Source organism: Bradyrhizobium cenepequi, assembly GCF_020329485.1.
Taxonomy (GTDB): domain Bacteria; phylum Pseudomonadota; class Alphaproteobacteria; order Rhizobiales; family Xanthobacteraceae; genus Bradyrhizobium; species Bradyrhizobium cenepequi.
On record NZ_JAGKJI010000032.1, the window covers coordinates 56,666 to 81,457 of the forward strand.

Sequence of the window (24,792 nt, forward strand, 5' to 3'; positions counted from 1 at the left end):
TTGATCGTTGGCGCTATCCTTGGGCGCAACAGCGCAAGTTCCATTCTGTCGTTGACGGTGGTGGGGGGACACGACGTTCATTCGGGGCTCGGAAGCGAGGTTCACATGGCGGACAAGTCCAACCCACTCCAGGAATTCGTTGATGGAATTGCGGCCAGTGTTGCGATCGTGGGGCGTGGTCAGGCAGGTGAGCTGGTCGTCACCGCCTGCAACGACCATTTCTTTGACATGACGGGCGGGCGGCGCGGAGGCCTCCGCGGTTCGTCCATGCTGCTCGACGCGCTGATGCCGAGCTATGCGCGGCACGAGTTCCGCAAGAAGCTTCTAGAGTGCTTCAGCACCGGGGTCGCCCAGGAGCTGGAGCAGGCCTATGACTTCAAGGAAGGAACGCACTGGTGGCGTCTTTCGCTTAAGCCGTTCCGGCATGCAGGCGGGAATTCGACCGTGGTTGATATTCTTGTCACCGGCCTCGATATCACGCCGAAAATGACCCTGACGCATGAGCTGGAGGTGAGCACGTCACGCTTTCGGTCCGTCGTAGACGCCGCTTACGATGCGATCATAACGATCGATCAGGAGCACAACATCACCCTGTTCAATCGTGCTGCGGAGAATCTCTTCGGATATGACGCGTCCGAGGTGATTGGCCATCCGCTCGTAAGCCTCTTGCCGGAGAAATTTCGATCACATCATTCCGCCTATATCCACCAGTTTGCCCGTTCGCCGGTCAATTCGCGGCAAATGGACGAGCGCAATCGCATTTGGGGGCAGCATCGTGATGGAACGCTGCTGCCGGTCGAAATCGCGATATCCAAGATCAACGTTGGCGGTTTGTTGGAGTTCACGGCCGTCATCAGGGATATCACGGACCGTGTCCGTCTGATGGACCTGCTTCAGAAGCAGGCTGTGACGGACGAATTGACCGGCCTGCCGAACCGAAGAGAGTTCCTTGAGGTCATGGAAAACGTTCTGGAATCGAACGAGTATCTGGCCGTGCTGATGCTTGACGTCGACTATTTCAAGAAGGTTAACGATACATATGGCCACGACGCGGGCGATGAGGTGCTTCGCGTACTGGCCAAGGTTGGGATGGCGGCCAGCCGCAAGATGGATGTGTTCGCCAGATGGGGCGGCGAGGAATTTGTGGCGGCGCTGCCGGGGTCGGACACAGATCAGGCGTGGGCGACTGCAGAAAAGCTGAGAGCGACATTCGAGAAGCAGGATTTCGAGCATAATTGGAGCATCGGTCGTCCCGTTCCCTTCACCGTCAGCATCGGTGTGACGACGCGGGCCGATGGAGAGAATGACCTGGACGCGATCATGAAACGTGCGGACCAAGCTCTGTACCAGGCAAAGGAAAAAGGCCGAAACCGGGTGGAGGTCGGATAGATTTTAGGAGTCCGGAACTGTCCCGAACAACGCGCCCGGTTTCACCGGTTCGAACCTCGCTCACCGGTCACGACGCTAGTGCCCGCCATGGCCTTGGTCCTGCTCCGCAGGCATCGGCTCCGGAGGCGTAGCCGCGGCAGCGAGGCCCGCATCATCATGGACGGCGTCCGCGTGCGGGTCGTGACCGCCGGCTCCCGAGGCATGGCTGTTGTCGATCTGGGCATCGGCAAAGAGATGATCGGGCGACGGCGGTTCGTGCGCTCCCGGGTCGGCCCCTGTGACCATGTGAACATAGTCGGCGGTGCCCGCGGTTGGTTGCTGGTCGGCCGCTTGTGCCATTGACGCGTGATCGCTGCTCGGCGACTGGACGAACTCCAAGTAGGCGCCGGCCGTCGAAGGTGTCGCGAATGCTTGATCTGCACTGACAGGACTGGTGGCCGCCTGTGCTGCGCCGCCGAGGGCGTCATGATCCTGGCCAATGTGAAGTCCCATGTCGCCATGATCGTCATGGCTCGCAGGGTCCTGACCAAGATGCAGTCCCATGTCCTCATGGTCATGGCCCTGACCGTGATGCAGCCCGTGATCGGCGCTCGCCCCCACATCCGAGTCGGCACGTGTCGTCACGTCAGCGGCAGCGCTTCCGGCCACCGCCTGATGCTCATCGCCGCCACCCGCGACGGAAACATAGCGATCGGCCGCGCCGGCTTCGGCTACCGACGCACGGCCGGTTTGAGCATCTGCTGTGGTCTGGCTTTGGCCGGCGCCCTGCCCATCGCTTGCAGCGGCAGCGACATCGGCATGTGCCGCAGCCTCTTCCGGCGCAACCGTGGTCGGCTGCGGCTGGGCGTCGCTTGCAGGACCGTCTGCGTGAGAGGAATCGTGCGCGACTTGTTCGCCGATGCCAATCTCCGCCGGCATGAAAGTCGTTTGCATGTCGACGGCATCCGCAGATGTACCGACATCCTGCACTATTGCTGCTGCGCCTGCACCGGCGCTCGCCGCCGCCGCTGCGGGCACAGGATCGAGGTCCTGGAACGAGAACGAGAAGCCGTTCCTGTCGAAGCCGGCGTTCTGCACCTGGACAGAGAACTGGATGGTATCGCCCGCATGCAGCTCCGGCTGGTAATCCTGGCCTGCGTTGCTGAACGTGCCCGTCGCAGGGTCAAACGAGACCGTGCCATTGAAGCCGTCGAGCCAGCCGGTCGAGACGACCGCGTTCGGATTGTTGACACCGATCTGCAGGCTCCATCCCTCGAGGCTGCCGCCCTTCAACATGTCATCCGTCAGGGTGAGCTGGAAGGTCGCGTTGTAGCCACCGCCCCAGCTCGGATTGTACCAGTCGTTGACGCTCACCAGCGTGATGTGTCCACCCGCATCGACGGGAGGCGCAACCTCGCTGACGTCGGCCTGTGCGGCTGGTCCGGAGGCCACATCGCCACTCGCCGCTGGGGCGCCGGAGTCATGCGCTGAGGCTCCCGATGTCGACGTGCTGTCCGTCGACGGCGACGCGTCGTGATCCAATGCGACTGCGGCAACCGCAGCCGCGGCGTCGGCGACCGATGCCGCGGCATCCGAAGATGTATCGACATCCGGCGCTGTTGCCGCGACGCTGGCGCTGAAGCTCGCCGTTGCTGTGGGCGTAAGATCCCTGTCCTGGAACGAGAACGAGATATCGTCCCTGTTGTAGCCGGTGCCCTGCACCTCGATGGTGAACGAGATTTTATCGCCCGCGTGCAGCTCGGGCTGGTAATCCTGGCCTACGTTGCTGAAGGTGCCCGTCGCGGGATCGAAGGAGACCGTGCCATTGAAGCCGTTGAGCCAGCCGGTCGAGATGACCGCGTTCGGATTGTTGACGATGACCTGCAGGATCCATTCCTCGAGGCTGCCGCCCTGCATCATGTCGTCGGTCAGGGTCAGCTCGAAGGTCGCATGATAGCCGCCGCCCCAGCTCGGATTGTACCAGTCCTCGACGCCGACCAGCGTGATGTTTCCACCTGCATCGACCGGAGGGGGAGGCGCGTCAGCGGTACCGGTCACGTCGACCGTCACGACCTGCGTTGTCGTCGCGCCGGACTCATCCGTTGCCTGGACGGTGAAGCTGTCGTGGACAACCTGTCCTGGCTGCAGCGACTGGGCGGCATCGTTGTTCAGGGTATAGACCCAGTGGCCGGTCTCCGGGTCGACGGAAAACGAGCCATAGTCCGATATCGATGATCCATCCACCGACCAAGTTACGGTGTCGTCGATATCGACATCCTTGGCGACGAGATCTCCGCTCGTCACCAGCGTCACGTCCTCCTGCGCCTCGCCTGTGAATGTTCCGGAGATCACCGGCGCGTCGTTGGTGCCGGTCACCGTCATGGTTATCTGTTGCTCGGCGACCGCGCCGTCGCTGTCGGTTACCTTGACGGTGAAGACATCATGCGCGGTCTGGCCATCTCGCAATCCCTGTGCGGAGTCGTTGTCAAGCACGTAGCTCCAGTGGCCGTCCTGATCCAGGGTCAAGTGTCCGTAGGTGCCTTGCCCCCCGTCCACGATGCTCCACGTTGCCGTATCGCCGATATCAGGATCGGTGACCGAAAGCCTGCCACTCGCGGTCAGGTCCTGGTCCTCGGTCACCTCGCCGGTAAATGTGCCGGAGATCACCGGCGCATCGTTGGTGCCGGTGACCGTCACCGCGACCTGATGCTCGCTCGTCGCGCCCGCGCTGTCGGTCACCGTGACCGTGAAGATGTCCTGCGCGGTCTGGCCGGCCTTCAAGCCCTGCGCTGAAGCGTCATCCAGCGTGTAGGTCCAGTGGCCATTCTCGTCGATCGTGAGCTCGCCGTAGGTGCCATGGTCGTTGCCCGTCACGCTCCACGTCGCGATGTCGCCGATGTCGGGATCGGTCGCGGTCAGCGTACCGGAGGCGGTCGGCACGTCCTCAGTCGCCTCGCCGGTGAAGCTGCCGGAGATCACCGGCGCGTCGTTGGTGCCGGTGACCGTCACCGTCACCTGATGTTCGCTGGTTGCGCCGGAACTGTCGGTCACTTTGACCGTGAAGATATCCTGCCCCGTCTGGCCATCTCGCAATCCTTGCGCCGAGTCATTGTCCAGCACATAGCTCCAGTGACCATCCTGGTCGACCGTGAGCTCGCCATAGGTGCCGTGACCATCGTTCACCACATTCCAGCTCGCGGTGTCGCCGACATCCGCGTCGCTGGCAGTCAGCGCGCCCTGCGCCGTTAAGGTGCCATCCTCGCCGACTGCGCCGGTTGCGGTGCCCGAGATCACGGGCACATCGTTGGTGCCGGTGACCGTCACGATGACTTGTTGCGTGACTGAAGCGCCTGCGGAGTCGGTGGCCTTGACCGTGAAGATGTCCTGCGCGGTCTGGCCGGCCTTCAGGCCCTGCGCCGCATCGTTGTCGAGCGCATAGGACCAGGAGCCGTCGGGATTCAGCGTCAGCGCACCATAGTGGCCCGCATCGTCGCCGACCAGCGACCACGTCGCGGTATCGCCGATGTCGACATCGCTCGCCGTCAGCGCGCCCTGCGCCGTCAAGGTGCCATCTTCGCCGACCGCACCGGTCGCGGTGCCGGAGATCACCGGCACATCGTTGGTGCCCACGATTGTGACCGTCACCGTGTAGTCGGTGCTGGTGCCGGAAGCATCGGTCACCCGCACCGTAAATATCTCTTGAACAGTCTCGCCTTCCCTCAGGCCCTGCGCGGCCTGGTTGTCGAGCACATAATGCCAACCAGCGTCATTGCCGCGGGAGTCGAGGCTGAGGCTGCCGTACTGGCTGTCGCCGTCACCGACGAGCTGCCAGGTGAGGCGTCCGCCCTCGTCGTCCGTGGCGGTAAGGACCCCCTTGGCGGTCTTGTCGCCGTCCTCTTCGACCGTCCCTGATCCTGTCCCCGAAATCAACGGCGCGTCGTCGGTGCCGGTGATCGTGATCGTCACCTGCTGCGTCACAGTCGCCCCAGACGAGTCGGTCACCCGGACAGTGAAGATGTCTTGCGCAGTATCGCCCTTCCCAAGCGCCTGCACATTGGCCGCGTCATTGTCGAGCGCGTAGGACCAGCTGCCATCGGGGTTGAGCGTCAGCGCGCCGTACTGGCCCGTGTCGTCGCCGACCAGCGACCAGGTTGCGGTGTCGCCGATGTCCGCATCCGAGGAGGTCAATGCGCCCTGGGCGGTCAATGTGCCATCCTCGCCGACCGCGCCGGTCGCGGTGCCGGAGATCACGGGCACGTCGTTGGTGCCGGTGACCGTGACCGTCACCTGCTGGGTGACGGAAGCGCCTGCGGAATCCGTCGCCTTGACCGTGAAGATCTCCTGCACGGTCTCGCCGGCCTTCAGGCTCTGCGCCGCATCATTGTCGAGCGCGTAGGACCACGAGCCGTCCGGATTGAGTGTCAGCGCGCCATAGGTACCGTCGCTGTCGCCGACCACAGACCAGCTCGCGGTATCGCCGACATCGGCGTCGCTCGTTGTCAGTGCGCCCTGGGCGGTCAGGGTGCCGTCCTCGCCGACCGCGCCGGTGGCGGTGCCGGAGATCACGGGCACGTCGTTGGTGCCAGTGACCGTGACCGTCACCTGCTGGGTGACCGAAGCCCCCGCGGAATCCGTCGCCCTGACCGTGAAGATCTCCTGCACGGTCTCGCCGGCCTTCAGACCCTGCGCCGCCTCGTTGTCGAGCGCGTAGGACCACGAGCCGTCTGGATTGAGCGTCAGCGCGCCATAGGTACTGTCACTATCTCCGACGACGCTCCAGCTCGCGGTGTCGCCGACATCGGCATCGCTCGTTGTCAGTGCGCCCTGCGCCGTCAGCGTGCCGTCCTCGGCGACCGCACCGATGGCGGTGCCGGAGATCACGGGCACGTCGTTGGTGCCGGTGACCGTGACCGTCACCTGCTGGGTGACCGAAGCCCCCGCGGAATCCGTCGCCTTGACCGTGAAGATCTCCTGCACCGTCTCGCCAGACTTCAACCCCTGTGCCGCATCGTTGTCGAGCGCATAGGACCACGAGCCGTCTGGATTGAGTGTCAGCGCGCCATAGGTACTGTCGCTGTCGCCGACCACTGACCAGGTCGCGGTGTCGCCGACATCGGCATCGCTCGTGGTGAGCGCGCCTTGGGCCGTCAGGGTGCCGTCCTCGCCAACCGCACCGGTGGCGGTGCCGGAGATCACGGGCACATCGTTGGTGCCGGTGATCGTGACGGTGACCTGCTGGGTGACCGAGGCCCCCGCGGAATCCGTCGCCCTGACCGTGAAGATCTCCTGCACGGTCTCGCCGGCTTTCAGGCCTTGTGCCGCCTCGTTGTCGAGTGCATAGGACCAGGAGCCATCCGGATTGAGTGTCAGCGCGCCATAGGTACTGTCGCTGTCGCCGACCACCGACCAGCTCGCGGTGTCGCCGACATCGGCATCGCTCGTGGTGAGTGCGCCCTGGGCGGTCAGCGTGCCGTCCTCGCCGACCGCGCCGGTGGCGGTGCCGGAGATCACGGGCACATCGTTGGTGCCGGTGACCGTCACGGTGACCTGCTGGGTGACCGAAGCGCCCGCGGAGTCGGTGGCCTTGACCGTGAAGATCTCCTGCACGGTCTCGCCGGCTTTCAGCCCCTGTGCCGCATCGTTGTCGAGCGCGTAGGACCAACTGCCGTCGGAATTGAGTGTCAGCTCGCCGTAGTGGCCCGCGTCGTTGCCGACCACCGACCAAGTCGCGGTGTCGCCGACATCGGCGTCGCTGGTGGTCAGCGCGCCTTGCACCGTCAGCGTGCCGTCCTCGTCGACCGCGCCGGTGGCGGCGCCCGAGATCACGGGCACATCGTTGGTGCCGGTCACCGTCACGGTGACCTGCTGCGTCACCGAGGCACCGGCGGAGTCGGTGGCCTTGACCGTGAAGATCTCCTGCACGGTCTCACCGGCTTTCAGGCCCTGTGCCGCATCGTTGTCGAGCGCGTAGGACCAACTGCCGTCGGAATTAAGTGTCAGCTCGCCGTAGTGGCCCGCGTCGCTGCCGACCACGCTCCAGGTGGCGGTGTCGCCGACGTCGGCGTCGCTGGTGGTGAGCGCACCCTGCGCCGTCAGCGTGCCGTCCTCGTCGACCGCGCCGGTGGCGGCGCCCGAGATCACGGGCACATCGTTGGTGCCGGTGACCGTCACGGTGACCTGCTGGGTGACGGAAGCGCCCGCGGAGTCGGTGGCCTTGATCGTGAAGATCTCCTGCACCGTCTCGCCCGCCTTCAGGCCCTGCGCCGCCTCGTTGTCGAGCGCATAGGACCAGGAGCCGTCGGGATTGAGCGTCAGTTCGCCGTAGTGGCCGGCGTCGCTGTCGACCACCGACCAAGTTGCAGTATCGCCGACATCGGCATCGCTCGTGGTGAGTGCGCCCTGGGCCGTCAGCGTGCCGTCTTCGGCGACCGCGCCGGTGGCGGTGCCGGAGATCACGGGCACGTCGTTGGTCCCGGTGACCGTGACCGTCACTTGCTGTGTCACCGAAGCCCCCGCGGAATCCGTGGCCCTGACCGTGAAGATCTCCTGCACGGTCTCGCCCGCCGTCAGGCCCTGTGCCGCATCATTGTCGAGCGCGTAGGACCATGAGCCATCGGGGTTGAGCGTCAGCGAGCCGTACTGGCCCGTGTCGTCGCCGACCAGCGACCAGGTTGCGGTGTCGCCGATGTCCGCATCCGAGGAGGTCAATGCGCCCTGGGCCGTCAATGTGCCATCCTCGCCGACCGCGCCGGTGGCGGTGCCCGAGATCACGGGCACGTCGTTGGTCCCGGTGACCGTGACCGTCACTTGCTGTGTCACCGAAGCCCCCGCGGAATCCGTGGCCTTGACCGTGAAGATCTCCTGCACGGTCTCGCCCGCCCTCAGGCCCTGTGCCGCATCGTTGTCGAGCGCATAGGACCAGGAGCCGTCCGGATTGAGCGTCAGCTCGCCGTAGTGGCCCGCGTCGTTGCCGACCAGCGACCAGGTCGCGGTGTCGCCGACATCGGCGTCGCTCGCCGTGAGCGCGCCTTGCGCCGTCAGCGTGCCGTCCTCGCCGACTGCACCGGTGGCGGTGCCGGAGATCACGGGCACGTCGTTGGTGCCGGTGACCGTCACGGTGACCTGCTGGGTGACGGAAGCGCCCGCGGAATCCGTCGCCCTGACGGTGAAGATCTCCTGCACCGTCTCGCCGGCCTTCAGGCCCTGTGCCGCATCATTGTCGAGCGCATACGACCAGGAGCCGTCCGGATTGAGTGTCAGCTCGCCGTATCGGCCGGCGTCGCTGCCGACCACACTCCAAGTCGCGGTGTCGCCGACATCGACGTCGGTGGTCGTGAGCGTGCCATCGCCTTTGAGGATTGTGTCCTCCGTAACTTCGCCGGTCTCGGTCCCGCTGATCACAGGCAGATCGTTGGTCCCCCTGATCGTGACGATGATCTGTCGGTCGACGACTGCACCAGCGTCATCGGTAACATGCACGATGTAGATCTCCTGCACCGTCTCGCCGGCGTTCAGCCCCTGCACGGCAGGGCTGTCGTTGTTCATGGTGAAGGTCCACCGGCCGGCCGCGTCGACGGTCAGGCTGCCATAAGCGCCGGTGCCGCCTTCCACGCTCCAGTGGATGGCACCTCCCTCCGCACCGGTCGCGGTGAGCTGGCCGCTGGAGGTGAGGACCGTGTCTTCAGTAACCTCGCTCTCGCTCGCGCCGCCGACGATGGGCGGCGCGTGCGGGCTGACGGTGGGGGGAGTTGCCGAGGTGTCGGGCAGCGGCTGATCCGGGTAGCTTTCCGCCGGCTGGTCCTGGTTCGCGTCATCACGCCTTGAGCCTCCGCCTCCTCCTCCCGGTGCTGCACGCGCCGGCCGCGAGCCATCGCCAGGATCGACCGGCCGCAGCGCGGCTGCTGGCGCGTCGAGCGAGCCGCTCCCGCGGCCATGCAGTGCCGGCTCTGAGGGGTGGCGGCCCTGCCCGCCGCCTCCGGAAGCATCCTCCACATAGGCTGCGGCTGCCGCCACGCCCTCGGCAGACGCAACCGCTGCGGCGCCGCCCGACCCCTCCGGCCGATCTTCGCCGCCTTCGCGGGCGCCCGGTTGGTCATCTGCCTCAGAAGCAGGAGCCGCGTCTGCCGGTGCGCCTTCATCGTGACCGGGGATGATCGGCGGCTGGTCTTCGGGGCCGAAGTCCCAACCGATCGGCGCTTCCTCGCGCGCCTGGTCGGGCGGGCCGATGGGCTTGTCGATGGCCTTGCTCAGCATGCCGTCCGGCTCGGTGCCGGCTTTGCGATTGGAGGGACCAGGCCTTGTCCTGTCCTTGGGCTGGCTTGATTTTGCCATCCTACGTTCCTTCAACGCTCGCGCAGGGCCGAATCCAACGTGACGTAAATAGGTTTCAGCAGATACTGAAAGATCGTCTTCTGGCCGGTGAGGATGCTCACCTCGCCGGTCATTCCCGGCGTCACGACATGGGCTCGGTCAACGCCGACATAGTCGCGTTCGAGCTCCATCTCGGCCACGAAAAACGGTTCCTGCCCTTGAGGTGTCTTGTCGCTCGAGGGTGAGATGCGGGCCACCTTGGCCTCAATTGCGCCAAAGCGGCCGTATTCGAAGGCGTCGGCTTTCACGAGCGCCTTCTGGCCGACATGCACGAAGCCGATATCGCGCGGCGTGACCCGTGCCTGCATCAGCACGCCGCCATCGGTTGGTACGACCTCTAATACGGTTCCGCCGGCCGGTATCACGGTTCCGATCGGCGTCTCCGACACCTTGTGCACGATGCCGTTGACAGGTGCCGTCACCTCGACGCCTTGGGAACGGGCGCGGAGCGCAGCGAGCGTGACATTGGCTTCGTTCAACTGTCCGATACGCTCGGCGCGCTCGTTACGCGCATCGCTCGCCGCCTTGGCAGTCAGCGAAGCCTGCTCGGCCTCGATGCTCCTGATGCGCGATTTGAGCTCGTCGAGTGTCGACACGAGCTCGACATAGGTCCGTTCCGATTGTGCAGCCTGTTCCTCGACTCCCGCCACGCGATTGCGTGCGATCACCCCAAGGCGCGCGCCTTCGCGTGTGCGCTCGAGCAGGTCCTGGGTTGCCTGAAGGCTCCCCTTCGCTGCTGGGATCTTTTGTTCAGCGGACGCAATCGCGGTTTTCACCTCGCTGATGGCATGATCCTTCTGTTCGAGGTCACGCTGCAGCCGCAGCACCTGCTGCTTGTGAAGCGCGAGGGCTTCATTGACCATCTGCGGAAACTTGGCCCGGTACTTTTCCAGGTCGGGATCCCGCCCGGTGACAAAGGCGTCCAGCCGTTCGACCTCGATTTCGAGCCGGCCGATGCGTACGTCGGTCAGATCGAGGTCACGTAACAGGTCGGTGGCGCGAAACTTGGCGAGAACCTGATCCTTTGAAACGCGATCGTCATTGCGCACGAGGATTGCCTCGAGCAAGCCGCCCTCGGCAGTCTGGATATTCTGGACGCGCTGTACCGGGATGAATTCGCCGCGAGCCCGGGCGACTTCCTCGATATTCACAAATAGCGACATGAAGACGAGGAGTGCCACCAGTCCGATGACCCCGATGAGAAGATTCCGTACTCCGCGCGTCACCCTTTGGTAGCCGACATCACTCCCGATCTGCGGTGTCGCCCGGCGGTCCCGGGCAATCGGTGTCGCAATCCCCTTATAGGCCTGGCTCTTGGTTAGGCTGTCCACCTGCGCCTCCCGTCATTCTGACAACCGCATGCGGTGTCGTCCGGGTACGGCGCAACTCCCGCTCGAGAACGAGGCTTGCTGCAGTCAGGTCGGGCGATGACCCTGACCTTCCCGATCGCTGCGGGAGAGCAGCTCTCCGGCAGCATCGCCATCCTGATCTCGACGCGCGGGTTCGCCGATCGAGCTCATTGGTGATACTACTACGGTAGCACACGCCATGATAGCAGCCGATGCTATCCTGACATCAAGCCGAATGCACGTTCGGGTTGCATGACATGCATGGCGTGGTTTGTGCGGAACTCTGGCAACCGCGTCACGTTCGCAGCCTGCTGGAACTTTTCTGGTCGAGAGAACCGACCGTGTTCCCCACGTTCTTGAGACAACCAGCGAGCGATGTTCAGGAACCGACAGGAAGGGCGCTCATTTTCGTGATCGGCAATGCGCGCGGTGTGAGTGGGCAATAGGTCTCGATAAGTTACAAGTTGATCTATGATCAGCTTGCAACCGGATGCCTGTACCACCAGACTCCCGCACAATATCGACGTTCGAGGAGTTGACCCAGGAGGCCGGCATGACCGACACGTTGAATAGGACCAGGCGTGACTTTCTGGCCGGAGCGTCGGCCGGCGGAGCGGCAGCAACGTTCGGCGCCTTGGCTTTCGGCGAGGCGCAAGCAGATGTGGCGCCTGGTCGCTTGGACAAGCCACTCCAGGCTGCGTTCTCCAATGGTGGGCTGCAATCGACCTGGTGCGCCCAGGGCAAGGCGGCGGCCGAGTACTGGGGCAAACTGCGCAATGTCGAAGTGACCTGGTTCGATGGTGAGCTCGATGCCAACAAGCAACGCGCGGCAATCGACAGAATGGCGTCGCAAAAATGGGACTTCGTTGCCATTCAGGCCCTCGGCACCGGCACGCTGACGGAGCCGGTCCAGAAAATGATCGACGCCGGTATCCCCGTGATCGAGATGGAAACCGTGATCGCGCCCGCCAGTGAGCTCAGCATCTATAGTCACTTGGGAGCCGACAACGAGACCATGGGCCGAGCTGTGACCCGCGCGCTGGTCGCCAAGCTCGACGGTCAGGGCAGGATCATCATGACCCAGGGGCCACTCGACCACAGCGCCGCGCAGGAACGCGCCAAGGGTTTTGAGGCCGTGGTGAAGAGGTTTCCCGGCATCGAGGTACTCGACACCCAGCCGGCCGACTGGGACCAAGCAAAGGTGGCCCGACTGTGGGAAGTGCTCCTCGCCAAACACGCGCGAATTGACGCAGCCTTCTTTCACAGCGACGACATGGCGCTCGCCGCCTACGACGTGATGAAGGCGCACGGCCGCACGAGCATCCTCATTGGCGGCATCGACGCCATGCCGCCTGCCCTCGATGCTGTCTTTGAGGGACGCATGTTTGCCACCGTGCGCAATCCGTCCTGTCTCATCCATGGCGGCGCCATCTTCGCCGGCATCGCGGCGGTCACCGCGGGGAGCAACCTCCCCAAGCGCGTCATTACGGATGGTCCTGTCGTGACCTTCGAGAATGCCGCCGGCATACGCTGGCTGCAGGATCAGTTCTTGATGTGATTTGTCCGGTATTCATGCAGGAATTCGGTCGCTAAGCCGGCGATGTCCGATCGAAACGCCGTCCGCGGGACGCCGACCCGCAAATCACGGCTTATGCAAGCAAACGATATGTTTGATCTCGAACGCCGGCCTAAGGGCCTACGTGGACCAATCTTGATCTCTACGCGAGAGAGACACTTTGCTCGAATGTTGCCAAGACTCGCGAAGGTCCTTGTCGCTTCATCTGGATGCGTTCCGCAAGAGTCATCATAGCAAACGAGAATTGTGCCAGCGCTCCTGCGCGACCCCAAGACGTGAGGGTCGGATCCATCAAACCGCAGCCGCGTAACACCTCCGTCGAGGCCGTGACCACAGGCCACAACCTTGACGACGCGGCCTTCTGATGCAGCTCTTCCATATCATTCATTGTCCGGCGAGATTGCGCCGCTCGTCATCGGTCAGCAGGCGCGATTGCTCGTTGGTCAATCGGCCGAGACCTATCACTTGAAGGCGACTATCTGTATTGTACGAGCGCTGTTCGGGATTGGAGCGACGGTTGGGCGTTTCACCGTCCGGCGCGGCGCCGCCGCCGAAGCCGAGGAATTCGACCATGATGATCGAGGGCCGATCATTGTTGCTGGGGGCGGCCGGCTGAGCCTGCTGCGTCGCCGCCGTCATGTTATTGCTGGTGACCAATGCCGCGACCGGCGGCGCCTGCACGGTAGGAAGGCCGGTCGCGGTGCCCTGCACCTGAATGTTCGCGGCATTAAGGATCTGCAGCGCAGCGAGGTTGATATTGCCGGAGACGCGAATGCCGGCCTCGCCCGCATCAATCGTGCCGAGCGGCGCGATCAGGTCGATATCGCCCGGCGGAATGCCCGGGATCGGGTTGAGCGTGGCGATACCTGCACCGGACGATGGCACGTTCGGCGACAAGGTCACGCCACCGTAGTTGTCGTAGACGCGCTTCGGCTGGGTATAGACGATCGTCGTCTTGGCGCCGCGGCCTGCGTTGATATCGCCTTCCGCCGACCACGCCTGGATGTCGCCGCCGAAGGTGGTCATAATGCGCGACAGGCCCAGCAAGATGCTGCCTTGCGAGTAGAGCTGGATGTTGCCCGAGCCCTGCGTCAGCAGCCCCGCGTTGCCGCCGGGCGTGATACCTTCCACGCCCAGCAGGATGCGCCCGTCCGGTGTCAGCATCTGGATATCCCCCCCACCCAGGGTGCGGATACTGCTGTCGCGCGTACCCGTCAGCACGCCGTCGCTGTTATAGACCTCGGTGCTGAACATGGTGAAGTCGCCGCCGTAGGCGATGGAGTTGCCTTGCGCATCCGTCTCAGGAAACAGCGTGGCGATGGCTTGGCGGCCGCGCAGGTAGCTGCCGAAGCGCGGGCCATCGGCGTCGTTGTACTCGCGACCGCCGGCCTTCAGTTCGGCGAAGTACACGCCGCGCAGGAAGATACGTTGCTGCTCCGGTGCGAGGCCGTTGAAGTAGGCCAGCGCATCGGCAGCATCGGCCGCCTCATAGCCGTAGCGACCCTTGAGCCAGTCGATCAGTTCGTCCTGGTAGGTGTGCGCCGCCTTGCCCGGCTGGTCGGCCAGCGGGTGGCCGGGGGTGAGGTCGGCTTGGTTGGCGGCATCCAGGTAGCGCGCGGCCAGCGCTGCCCAGTTCGGACCGTGAGAGCCGGCACCAGCCAGCACGGCGATGTCTGCCCCGGGCATGCCTGCCGGGTGCACGCCGGCGATCGGTCCCAGGCTGACGAACTCTCCCTTGTCGGCCTGGTAGATGTTGCGGCCGGCCGTGATCTCCAGCGTGCCGGGTCCGGCAACGCGGAAGCTGGACTGGATGATGTCGCGTCCGGCCTGCACCAGCGACACGTCGTTTTCGGACTGATGCACGAAAAGATTGGTGGTAAACCCCACCAGCGCCGGATTGCCACCCAGAGGCTGGCCTGGAGACGTACCGCTGCCCACGATGTCCCGGCCGGCCATGATGCGTCCGGGACGCGCGCCCACATACCAGCGCAAGGCCGTCTTGCCTTGGGAGTCGAACGCTCCAGGAACCCAGTCTTCCACTGAACCGGTATGTACCCCGACAATGTCACCCGACACCGCATAGAAGCGCACCGGTTCGCCTTCGGCATCGGCCTGCGCCTGACTGTCGACGGTGTTGGGACCAAAGGCGAAGGTCTTTCCCGAACCGGCGGCGGAAACATTGGTCGTAACGACGCTGCCGCCACGCGGAGCGCCGTCGAACGCCGGGTTGAACGGCGTGGACAGGACCGAAGGATCCGCACCCGACTGCGAAACCGCTACGCCGCTGCCATCGATGGAGCCCGCGGCCAGCAGTTCGAGCTGCCCTTGGGCCGAGGGCGCCAGCACGATGGCGTCGTAGCCGTTGTCGGAATAGTAGATACTGCCGCTGGCGGCCGTGGCGCGCAGGATCGAGGGGTAGGGATAAGCGAGGTCCTGAGCGATATGATAGCTAAAGAAGAACTCGCCCAGCGGGGTCATGTTGCCGCCCGCGCTGAACAATTCGAAGCCGCTGTCCGGCGTCCACAGCGTGAACCGGCCGATGCCGCCGCCGGCATAAGATATGCCGGTGGCCTTGTTGACGAATGGCACGGTGTTGACCTGGCTGGAGTCCAGGCCGACGTTGCCGAGGTCCACCACGTCGCCGACCACCAGATCGCCGCGGGTATTCAGGCTGAATCGCGCATCGCCCGGCAGCATGGCGAGCCCACTGCGGCCGTCCACCGCCGCGCCCGTCACCTCGAACGGATCGCTGACACGCGGATCGGCGTCGGGCTTGCCGTCCGTGCCGTACAGCAATTCCAGGCCCCCCATCGCGCCGGCGAGCAGGTCGACGTGGCCCCGCAGATTGACCAGTGAACCATAGGAAGCGTAATTGCCGGTGTGGCTGGCCGTGCCTTGCGAATCCGTCCACCACACGCCGGCCGGGTTGATGCGGCCGCCTACGCGCACGTTCATGTCGCCGCCGCCGGTCAAGACCAGCGTGCCGCTAGCATCCACGCGGCCGGTGCTGGCGACCGCCAGATTGAGGGCGCGCGCCAGGCCCGCGTCGCCGCCGGCATCGACCGTGAGATTGCCGCCGCCCAAGGTGCCGATGCCCGTGAAGGCCGCGAGTCGCAAGGTGTTTTGGGTGGAGTAAGTCGCGGCGTAGGAGCCGAAATTGATCCACCAGGCCGTGGCGATGTCGGCGCCGGTACCGCCACCCTGACGCCACAACCAATCGCTGGGCGTAGCGCCGTTGGCCAGGACTTTCACCGACGGCGCGTCACCCAGCAAATTGCCCTGCGCTTGTAGCAGCAGGTTGCCGCCTCCCGTGGGGTACCAGGCACGATAGTCGCTGCCCGCGTTCACCAGGGGCTCGTAGGCCGCGAAGGACTGGCCGAGCACCGTGGTGCCGGTAGCGGAGCTGCTGGTATTCTGGCCGCGCGGCAGATTCCACGCCGCGTCGTCGCCGTCCAGCGCCGCCGAAGGCGTGCCGGCGGTGTAAATGCCGTAGGGCGAGCGCGCGTCGAAGTTGCCGCCGACCAGCAGCTCCAGATCGCCGCTGCCGGTGCGCAGCACGCTGGGGGCCGCGAATGGCTGGGCCGCCGCGGGATTGACCACATGTGTGTCGATCAGCACCATATCCCCCTTGCCTTGCAGGGTCTCCGACACGAGCAGCGCGCGGGTGTCGGCCGCCGCGAGATCCGCGCCGGAAGCGAGCCGCAAGGACCACGATTGCGTGCCCTGCTCCAGCATGGGTGCCAGCGCCCACATCTTGCCCTGCTTGCCACCGGTGCCCGGCTCGCGCGTCGGCACGTTGCCGATCAAGGTCATGCCTCCGGGCAGCGTCGTGTCGGGTGCCAGCGTCACGCTCTGGGCCAGGTAAAGCGCGGCCGTGTTGAAGACGTTCAGCGGTGTGTTGGCAGGCACCTGCAACGGCGTGGTGGCGGCCGAAGTGCGCACGCCACCTCTGGCGTTGACGGTGCCATTGGGGACACTGGTGTTCGAAGTCGATACCAGGACCGTACCCGCCTTGAACTCCGTGTTGATGGGGATGTTCAGCGCCGCAGTGCCCACGTGGATGACCGTGCCTTTCGGGAGCATGGTTCCCGCCGGAATGGTTTGGGTCGGGCCATAAGTCGTGCCGTCCGGGAGTACGACGAGCCGGTTCTGGGCAGCGGTGCCGAGCGCGAGGCTGTTGCCGAGAACGGCATCCGCCTGCAACGTCCAACCTGCGGCATCGGTCCAGGTCGGTACCTGCAGCGCGGCAGTGATGACGAAATCGAATGGGATCTCCACGCCGCGACGCAGTTGCGTGGGCCGCAGCGATACATCGAAATCGAGGACCATGCGGCTGCCGGCCCCGCCGACGAACTGGGTCACGGTGCCCGATGCGGCACCCGTCAGGGTACCGCCAAGTTCAGCCACCGCATCGGACGACAGCAGCCCCGTCAACAACCAGCCATTGTCGTCGGGCGAGGCGGCGGGCAGCGCGAAGCCATCGGTGAGGCTGCCCTTGATCGTCAGATCGCCGCCGGCGCGCGCCACCAGCACCCCGGGCTCGCCCGAGCCGCGCACGTTGGGATCGACGTCAGGACCATAGCGGTAGCCCGACAGGTCGATGTCACCAACGGTCTTCATATCGCCGTCGCTGCGCAATTCGACGCCGGGCCGCAGGTGAAAGGCCGTGCCGTACGTGCGCAGGCCGACCAGCCGGTCCTGCAGGCCGGGATTGGCCCAGGCTGCATTGATGTAGGCCGTGCTGTCGGCATGGATGCCGTCAAGCAAATCCTGGTCGATGATGCCGTCGGCGGGCGTGTAGGACCGGAACGCGTTGACCGCGATGCTGCGCGCGCCGCGTATCGTGACGCCGGCCGGCGCGTTGACGGCCGCATCATCCGCGCCCACGCGCGGCGCGTTGAGGTCCAGCGTACCCAGCGACACGCCATTGCCGGAGCCGTCTTGCCCCGTTCCGGCGCGCAGGTCGATGATGGCCGCGGGCGACAACGTCAGTCGCCCCGAAGCCGTGGTCAGTTCCATCACGGCGCGGTTGGGGGACTCGATCACCTGGCCGTAGCTGTCGACTCGCAGGCCCGTGCCATGCGCGTCCAGCACGCCGTTGATAGTCAGGTCATCGCGTGCCGCCAGGCGGATGGCGCCCACCTGGAAGCCGCTGGCGTCGAGCTTGCCGTTCACGGTCAGGCTGCCGTCGTCGACCGAGATCGCGATGTCGCGGGCGCGCAACGTGCCGTCCACCGTCAGATCGCCCTGCTTGATCTGGAAGCGGCGGGCGCCGAAGACGCCGCCCTCGTCCGGCGGGCGTTCAGGCCGGTGAAATCGGCGATGTGCTGGCCGCGCAGTTCGACCATGCCCGCGTCGAACGGCACCACGGTGCCGCCGGCGTCGTACTGGCCGCTGGCCGAACCTAGGATCGGGCCGTTGAGTTCGATGCGGCCGGCGCCCTCGCCCAGCGCCGTGGCTGTCAGGGTGCCCGCTTGGTTGTAGCGCGCCGACACGTCGATAGTGACGCCGGCCTCCTGGCTGATGTTGCCCGCATGGCTTTCCAGCGCCACGTCGCCGCCAACGCTGTATTGCGTGACGTCGAAGAAATCGATGCCGCGACCAGCCAAGTCCAGCTTGGCGCCCTCGGCCAACAACAGGTCCCCTTCGGCCGACAGCGTCAGCTTCCCGCTGGGCAGCACAATGGGCACGGACACTGTCACGGTGTGGCCCGACAGGCTCAGCGTTGCGCCCAGCCCCGCGTCGCCGGCCGCGACCTGTGAGCCGGCAGGGGCCGAGACGATCAGCGCACCGCCGGCCCTGATGTTGCTGACCGAGCCGGCCTCTCCGGTAAGCAGCGGCGTGATCAGGTTCAGGTTGCCACCGCTGTACTCGATGCCCTCTGCGCCTTCGGCCTGGCTGCGATAGACTGCAAGGCTGCCCTGGTTGACCGAGGTAACGCGCCTGGCCGCGCGCACGTTCACCGTGTCGAAGCCCAGCGCCACGCGGTCGAGCGTCACGAGATTGTTTGCCCGGGTGCCGGGCGCGTCGCCCAGTACCAGTTCGTCGACCCGCAGCTCCAGCACGCCCTGCCCGGTGCCCGCGCCGCCGGCGATGACGTCGCCGGGCTTGGCGCTGATGGGAACGGACGATGCCTTCTGGTCGGCGCCCGAAACCTCCGAGGGCGGCACGCGCACCAGCGTGCCGTTCCAGTACAGCGTGCCAGTGCTGATCACTGCCCGCTCGCCTGCGGCGCCGGCGCCGTAGATGGCCGGCGTGTTCAGCACCAGTTGCGACAGCCTCGCCTCCCCAGTGCGCGGGTCGTAGGTGCTGATGTCCACCGGGCCGAAGAAGTTGATGCTGCTGCCCGCCGTCAGCGTCAGGCTTTCCAGCGCCGGCGCGCCCGCTGAGGTATCGCCGTCGAGCAGGCGCGAGAAGAATTCCTGCGTCATCGACAAGCCCGGGCCCATCACACCCGCGGCCTGTGCATCGGCCAGTGCCGACGCGCTGCCGACGTTGAGCGTAGATACCGACAAGGCCAGGTTGCGGGTGCCGTAGCGCACGTCGTTGCCCAGGTTGACCGGGCCGGTGCCGGCAATGGCGATGGCCCCCTGCGAGTACAGGTAAGTGGGCGCGCACGTGGCCGCGCCGCACACGCCGATGTCGATGCGGCCGCTGGTGGTGTCGCCGGTGCTGCTGTTGGTGGGCGGCAGGAAATCCAGCCGCCCGTTGGAAATCCCGACCACAGCCGCGCGCGGCACATAAACATAGGTGCCGCTGTCGGACGGTATATTCGCCGACAGCGTGTCGATACGCGCGCCGGCTTCCACCACGATGGAGCCCGGCACGGTGTCGCCGGAGCTGACCAGGAAGATTTCCGGCGCGCTCAGCGTGACACCGCTGCGCACCACCACTTTCTCGGCCAGCGAGACGAATTGCAATTCACCATTGCGCACAGGGCTGCTGAAGTCCACGTACGGCAACCGGACGTCGCCGCCTCCGACCTGTTCGTTTTCGGACCGCCCCTCCACCAACCGGCCACCGATGACCAGGCGCGGCGCGCCGATGGCGTTGAGCGCCGATGCGCTGATGGAAATGCCCTGGCCCGTATAGGGGCTGGCATAACTGTCGGTGAAGCCCGGCGTGGGCGTATCGCCCACGGTGATCTCGATGGCGCCCTTCTTGGCGGTGGTGATCACGGCTTGGCCGCCGCGCCCGCCCTCGGTGGGCGTGAAGTCGGCGGTGCCCGCAAAATGCAGCGCCGGCAAGGATGTCTGCGGTGCGCCCGGATAGGCCAGCGCCAACTGCTTCGCATCCTCGGGCAGCGCCGGCGCGATGCCCCCCAGGCGCGCGGCTTCGGCGCGCGCAAACTCGGCATAGCCGGTTTCGTTGTACTGGGAATAGTGCCGCACCGTATCGGCCGACGTCAGCGTGGCGCGCGTCGGCAAGGTATCCACGATGCCGGTATGGGCGATACTGCCCTGCACGCGCACCGACCACGAGCCGTTGGTCATGGCGACAGGCTGCGTCGGACTCAGCGCACCGCGCTGCAGCTCGACGCGGAAGGCGCCGGGCAGCAAGGCGTAGCTGGACGGCAGTAGCGTGTAAGTGCCGGGCGGCAACCCGGGTACGCCGGCCGGGATCGTGATTCTCTGGCCGATCTCCGGATTGCCGGCGCCGCTGTCCGGCGACAGCGGCGCGTAATCACTGGCATAACCCGGCATGATGGCATAGACGCTGTTGCCCGCATCGCTGAAGGTATTGATCGGGTTGGCGTTGATCAGCGGCGTGCGCAGCACGTCGACCGAACCGCCGCGGCCGGTGATGAAGCCCGCGCCGGTCAGTTCGCCACCCCCCGACAGATCGAGCACAGCACCCTGCTGCACGTCGATCGCCCGGGCTGCCAGCACGACGCCGCGCGCGAGAGAGCCGCGCACGTCGAACTGCACGGGCTTCCCGCCATACAGGTAGGCCACGTCGTCGCTGGTGCCGCCATACGGCAGCACCAGGCCCGCGGCGCTGGTCGACGTCACGCTGCCGGGCAGCAGCGTCACTGACGTTGTTCCCGGGTACGGGTAGAGAAGGGCGTCGCTGTAGCGAATGTCGCCCAACTGGATCAGGCCCAAGGGCGCCTGCAGCACACCGCCCTGCTCCACATTGGCGGCCGCCATGATCAGGCTGCCAAAGACGGATGGCGGCGCAGGCGGCAGCGTGCCCGAATCCCCATTGCGCTCGATGCGCAACGTGCGCGCGGGATCCAGCCTGTCGATGCCCAGCGTGAGTTTCAGCCCTGCGACGACTTCGGCCCAGGCGCCCGTGACCGGGTAGATGCGGACGGCCGCCAGGGTCAAGTCGCCCAGGGTATACAGGCTGGTCTCGCCGTCCTCAGTATTCAAGAGCGTCGCGTAACCGTCCTGCCGGCTGGACGTTCCCATGAAGCGGATGTCGCCCGTGCTGTCGAGCGTGACCAGGTCGAAGCCGGCCCGCACCTGATTATTCCAGACGCGCTTGAACGCGCGGGCGAGACTGCCCTGATAAGAACCCTGGTTGTAGTACCCGCCGCCAAAACGCACGGCGCCATCCACGTCGATCAGATTGCCCTCGATCGTCATCGTGGCCTGACTTTGCGGGACGACGAACCCCGTGCCGAGGCTCCAGTTCAGGTCTGGCGAGAAATAGTTCCGAGGACTGGTGGGTTCGACAACACCCGTGGCCGTGAAGCCCGCCAGCGTGACATACGGCGCGCGCACCACGATATGAGCGTCGGAACTGTTGGCGGCCAGCAGGGTCGCGGCCAGGCGTATGCTGCGGCCGGCCGACAGTGTCATGCTATCGTCGAAACTGATGATGCTGGCGGCCAGGTCCAGAGTGTCGAAACCGCCGGCGGCGATCCGGTTCAGGCCGAGCAATGCGCGGCCGTATTGCAGCGGCACGCCGGCCTGCGACGGCGCCTGCTCCATGAGCGTGATTTCGCGTGGCGTCAGCAACTCCTTCGCCGCTGCGGCGACCTGGGCGTCGGTCGCGCCACTCAAGGGCAGGCTCGGCGGTTCGCCAAGATAAGAGCGCACATCCATGTGCACCGCGAGCGTGCCGCCAGCGGCGCCTGTCCCGCCCGCCGCCGCACGCAGCGTGCCATCAAGCACCATGCCATTGAACGAGGCCAGCGTGATCGAGCCGCCCGCGCTTGCGATGCGCCGCACGCCCTCGTCGCGCGCCCCCGGCACGATGATATCGGCCTGCGCTCCCGAGGCATCCAGCATCGCGCCGTCACGCACCACCACGAAACCATCGGCGGCCCAGCCCAGCGCGGCATTGCCGCCCACGTAGATGGCCCCCCCGTCGGGCACCACGCCATACGGCTGGCCCTGGAAGTCCCACGCCACCACCGCGCGCGCCGCAGCATCCAGGTAGGCATGCTCGCCCAACAATATCGATTGATAGGGTTGGTTCGAGAAGGCCGGCGGATCACGCCAATCCTGACGAGCATCCACGTCCACCGGCAGCAGTTCGAGCGCAATATTGCCACCCGGAGCGCGCAGCGTGCCGTCCACTGTCATTTGCCCACGGCTGCGCAGCGTAATGGACTGGCCCGGATCGACTTCGATCACGGAGCCCTGATCCACGGTCACGGAGCCACCCATGATCAGGCTGGCTTCGGTTTTGTCCAAATTTAGATCCTGCACGTCGCGCCCGCCCAACAGGGTCAGGCTGGCGCCGCCGCGCTGGGTCAACATGCCGGCACGCGAGTCTTCGAGATATTGCGGCGGCAGCCAGGCCGCGAGTGCTCGCGCCGCATCCGTGCCCGTGGCAATCTGCCAGGCCTCGTCGCGCAGGCGGTACACAGGCATTACCGGATTCAAGTGGGCGCCATCGCTCACCACCACGCCAGCGTCGCTGCCGATCTCGTAATGGGCAAAACCTTTGTTCAGCAGGTCCGCATCCAAGTGCAGCGGTACCTGCACCCGGGCCGCCACGGGCAGTTGTGCGCCGGCGCCAATGAGCGTGCCCGCCGCCAGTACCAGATCTGTCGGGAGCGGTTCGCCCGCCTTGACCGTGGCGACGTGCGTCGGCAGCGACAAACCGTCGGGGAAGATATTGGCCGACACCGCATAGCCGGCCGGCAAGCTGCCGCTGGCGATGCGCGTGACGACCGCGCCGGCCGGAACGACGTTGCTGCTAACGCCGGAAAGGGGGGCATCGCGGCCTGCTATGTATACGACCAGATTGGTACCGGCGAGGCTCCAGGCGTTCTGGATCCGCATTTCCGTCTGCAGGTTGGAATAGGTGACGGCGCCGGACAAGGTCGCGCCGGGCGCCAGGATGGAAGGCCCCGCCTTGTAGCGCAACTCGCTCGCCAGCACCGTACCGGCGGGAATCACCAATTCGTCGGTCAAGACCAAATTGGCCAACGCCGCCTGCCCGGCCGCAAGCGTGCCGTCGGCCAGCAATGGCAGTCCGCCCAACGAGATCACGTCACCCGAGTTCAACATCAGCGTGCCGCCGCCATTCACGCCATAGGCACGGATATTTCCATCAAGGGTGAGCGCACCAACCTGAGAATTGCCCACGACAGAGCGGCCAGCGATGAGCGCGACGTCTCCACCGCGCCCTCCCTTGATTTTCCCGCCGATCGTGATCGCAGCGCCCGACGAGGCATCGATCAGGCTGCCAGCTTCAAGCGTGACGTCACCGCTCGATTCCAGGCGAACCGAACCGCCGTCGATGAAGGCCGACTTGACGTCGTCATCTCGGTTCAGCTGCGCATTGACCCACAGGCCGCTCGTATCGAGGGTCACGCCCCCGCGCACGACAACATTTGCGGTGCCGTCCAGCAACAGGGCGGTCTCGCGAATGTCATCTCGGGCTGGCTTGAAGACGTTGGTTACCGAGATGCTCCCGCTGCGGGCCGTAATGTCGGCCTTGATGTCGACGATCGGCGCAACGAGGTTCACCAATCCGCCGTCCACGACCTTCAGCGGCGCATTCACCGTGATCTTGCCGGCCGTGCCGAAGTCGATAACGCCCAATCCGCTGCGATTCAGATGTTCAGCGTCAAACCAGGCAGTACTCACCCGCTCAGGAGAAATCGCCAGGCCGGCGGAGAGACCTTCGGTGACGGAGCTGACGTTGCCGATCAAAACGTCCGTGTCGAAAACTGCATTGCGACCGGGGGCTAGCAATGTCGGAACATACTGCCCGAGCGCCAGCGTGCCGGCTTGCGCCACCACGTTCTGCCCGACCTTGTAGCCATCGACAACTCCATCCGGCCGGGCGCTGTTCTGCCGCTCGCCCTGCACGACATCGGCGAGGATATTGCCCTCGAAAACGGCCGTTGGCGTCGACAGGATGAGCCTGCCGGCGTCGCGGCCGATCGTGTAACCCTCTTCCCAGCGCACGCTCTCGCGGCCGCGGCCGAACGGGCTGGTCCAGACCTCGGTACTGTTCCACCGTTCATGCTTGCGGATGAAGCCCTGGCCGAGGCCATAGAAAGTCATATCAGCGCGGGCATCGTTGATGTTGTAGAGCCGGCCGTCCGCCCCAAGGAAGTTGGTGGTGCGGATATAGCCGGCCTCATAGCGGACCGAGCCGCCCGAGATGTCGAACACCGATCCGGCCTGCGCGATCACTTCCGGCGCCGCCAGCGTGATGGTGCCGCCGACCGCGCTCCATTCGCCGATCTTGTGCGAAGTATTGGCGAGATAGCCGCCGACCTCGAGCAGGCCGCCCGGCGTGTAGTAGCGATCGCCGGCATAGCCGCCGGTGCCATCAGGCACATAGACCAGGTCGCGGATATCGACCCAGACGTCGGCGTTCTTCAGCGCATTGCTGTCGCGGTTGACCGGCGAGTCGCGGAGCTCGTTGCCCTGGATGTTGACCATGATGTTGTTGGCCGACATCGCCAGCGACACGTCGCGCACGCCGGAGACATCGATCGTGGCGCCGCGCTCGGCGAAGATGCGCCCCGCCGCCGACACCGCCACCTGACCGCCCTGCGCGATGGTCAGCGAGCCCGCGCCAGCAGCTCCGCCCTTGAAGACCACATTGCCGCCGCTGACGATCTCGATGCGCGACTGGTCGAGACGATCGGCGAGCAAAGAAAGATTGTCGAACGGGCCGGTCGCCTGCTGGCTGCGCTGCTGGTTGGCGGTG

The 24,792-nt window shown here is 65.5% G+C and carries 6 protein-coding genes; 2 read left to right on the forward strand and 4 right to left on the reverse strand.

From position 1 onward, the window contains the following. Positions 1-105: 105 nt before the first annotated feature. Positions 106-1,389 carry a sensor domain-containing diguanylate cyclase gene (locus tag J6497_RS27675; RefSeq protein ID WP_225707430.1) on the forward strand — a complete coding sequence of 428 codons (1,284 nt, stop codon included), beginning with the start codon at positions 106-108 and terminating at the stop codon, positions 1,387-1,389. Between the two features lie 75 nt (positions 1,390-1,464). Here the strand turns inward: J6497_RS27675 and J6497_RS27680 are convergent, their stop codons facing one another. Then, positions 1,465-9,699, reverse strand: a complete 8,235-nt coding sequence (locus J6497_RS27680) for a VCBS domain-containing protein (protein WP_225707431.1) — start codon at positions 9,697-9,699, stop codon at positions 1,465-1,467. 11 nt (positions 9,700-9,710) lie between these two features. Next, positions 9,711-11,069: an HlyD family type I secretion periplasmic adaptor subunit gene (locus J6497_RS27685; RefSeq protein ID WP_225707432.1), complete on the reverse strand. Its 1,359-nt coding sequence runs from the start codon at positions 11,067-11,069 to the stop codon at positions 9,711-9,713. Positions 11,070-11,640: 571 nt separating this feature from the next. Here J6497_RS27685 and J6497_RS27690 point away from each other — a divergent pair. Further along, positions 11,641-12,645 (forward strand): sugar ABC transporter substrate-binding protein, encoded by a 1,005-nt coding sequence (locus J6497_RS27690; RefSeq protein ID WP_225707433.1) that lies wholly within the window; start codon positions 11,641-11,643, stop codon positions 12,643-12,645. Positions 12,646-13,047: 402 nt separating this feature from the next. Here J6497_RS27690 and J6497_RS41625 read toward each other — a convergent pair whose 3' ends face one another. Both J6497_RS41625 and J6497_RS27700 read right to left on the reverse strand, forming a co-directional pair. Then, complete coding sequence (locus J6497_RS41625) at positions 13,048-17,898, reverse strand: filamentous hemagglutinin family protein (protein WP_225707434.1); 4,851 nt, start codon at positions 17,896-17,898, stop codon at positions 13,048-13,050. Between the two features lie 2 nt (positions 17,899-17,900). Continuing rightward, positions 17,901-24,737, reverse strand: coding sequence for a hypothetical protein (locus tag J6497_RS27700; RefSeq protein WP_225707435.1), 6,837 nt, complete (start codon positions 24,735-24,737; stop codon positions 17,901-17,903). Between the last annotated feature and the right edge of the window lie 55 nt (positions 24,738-24,792).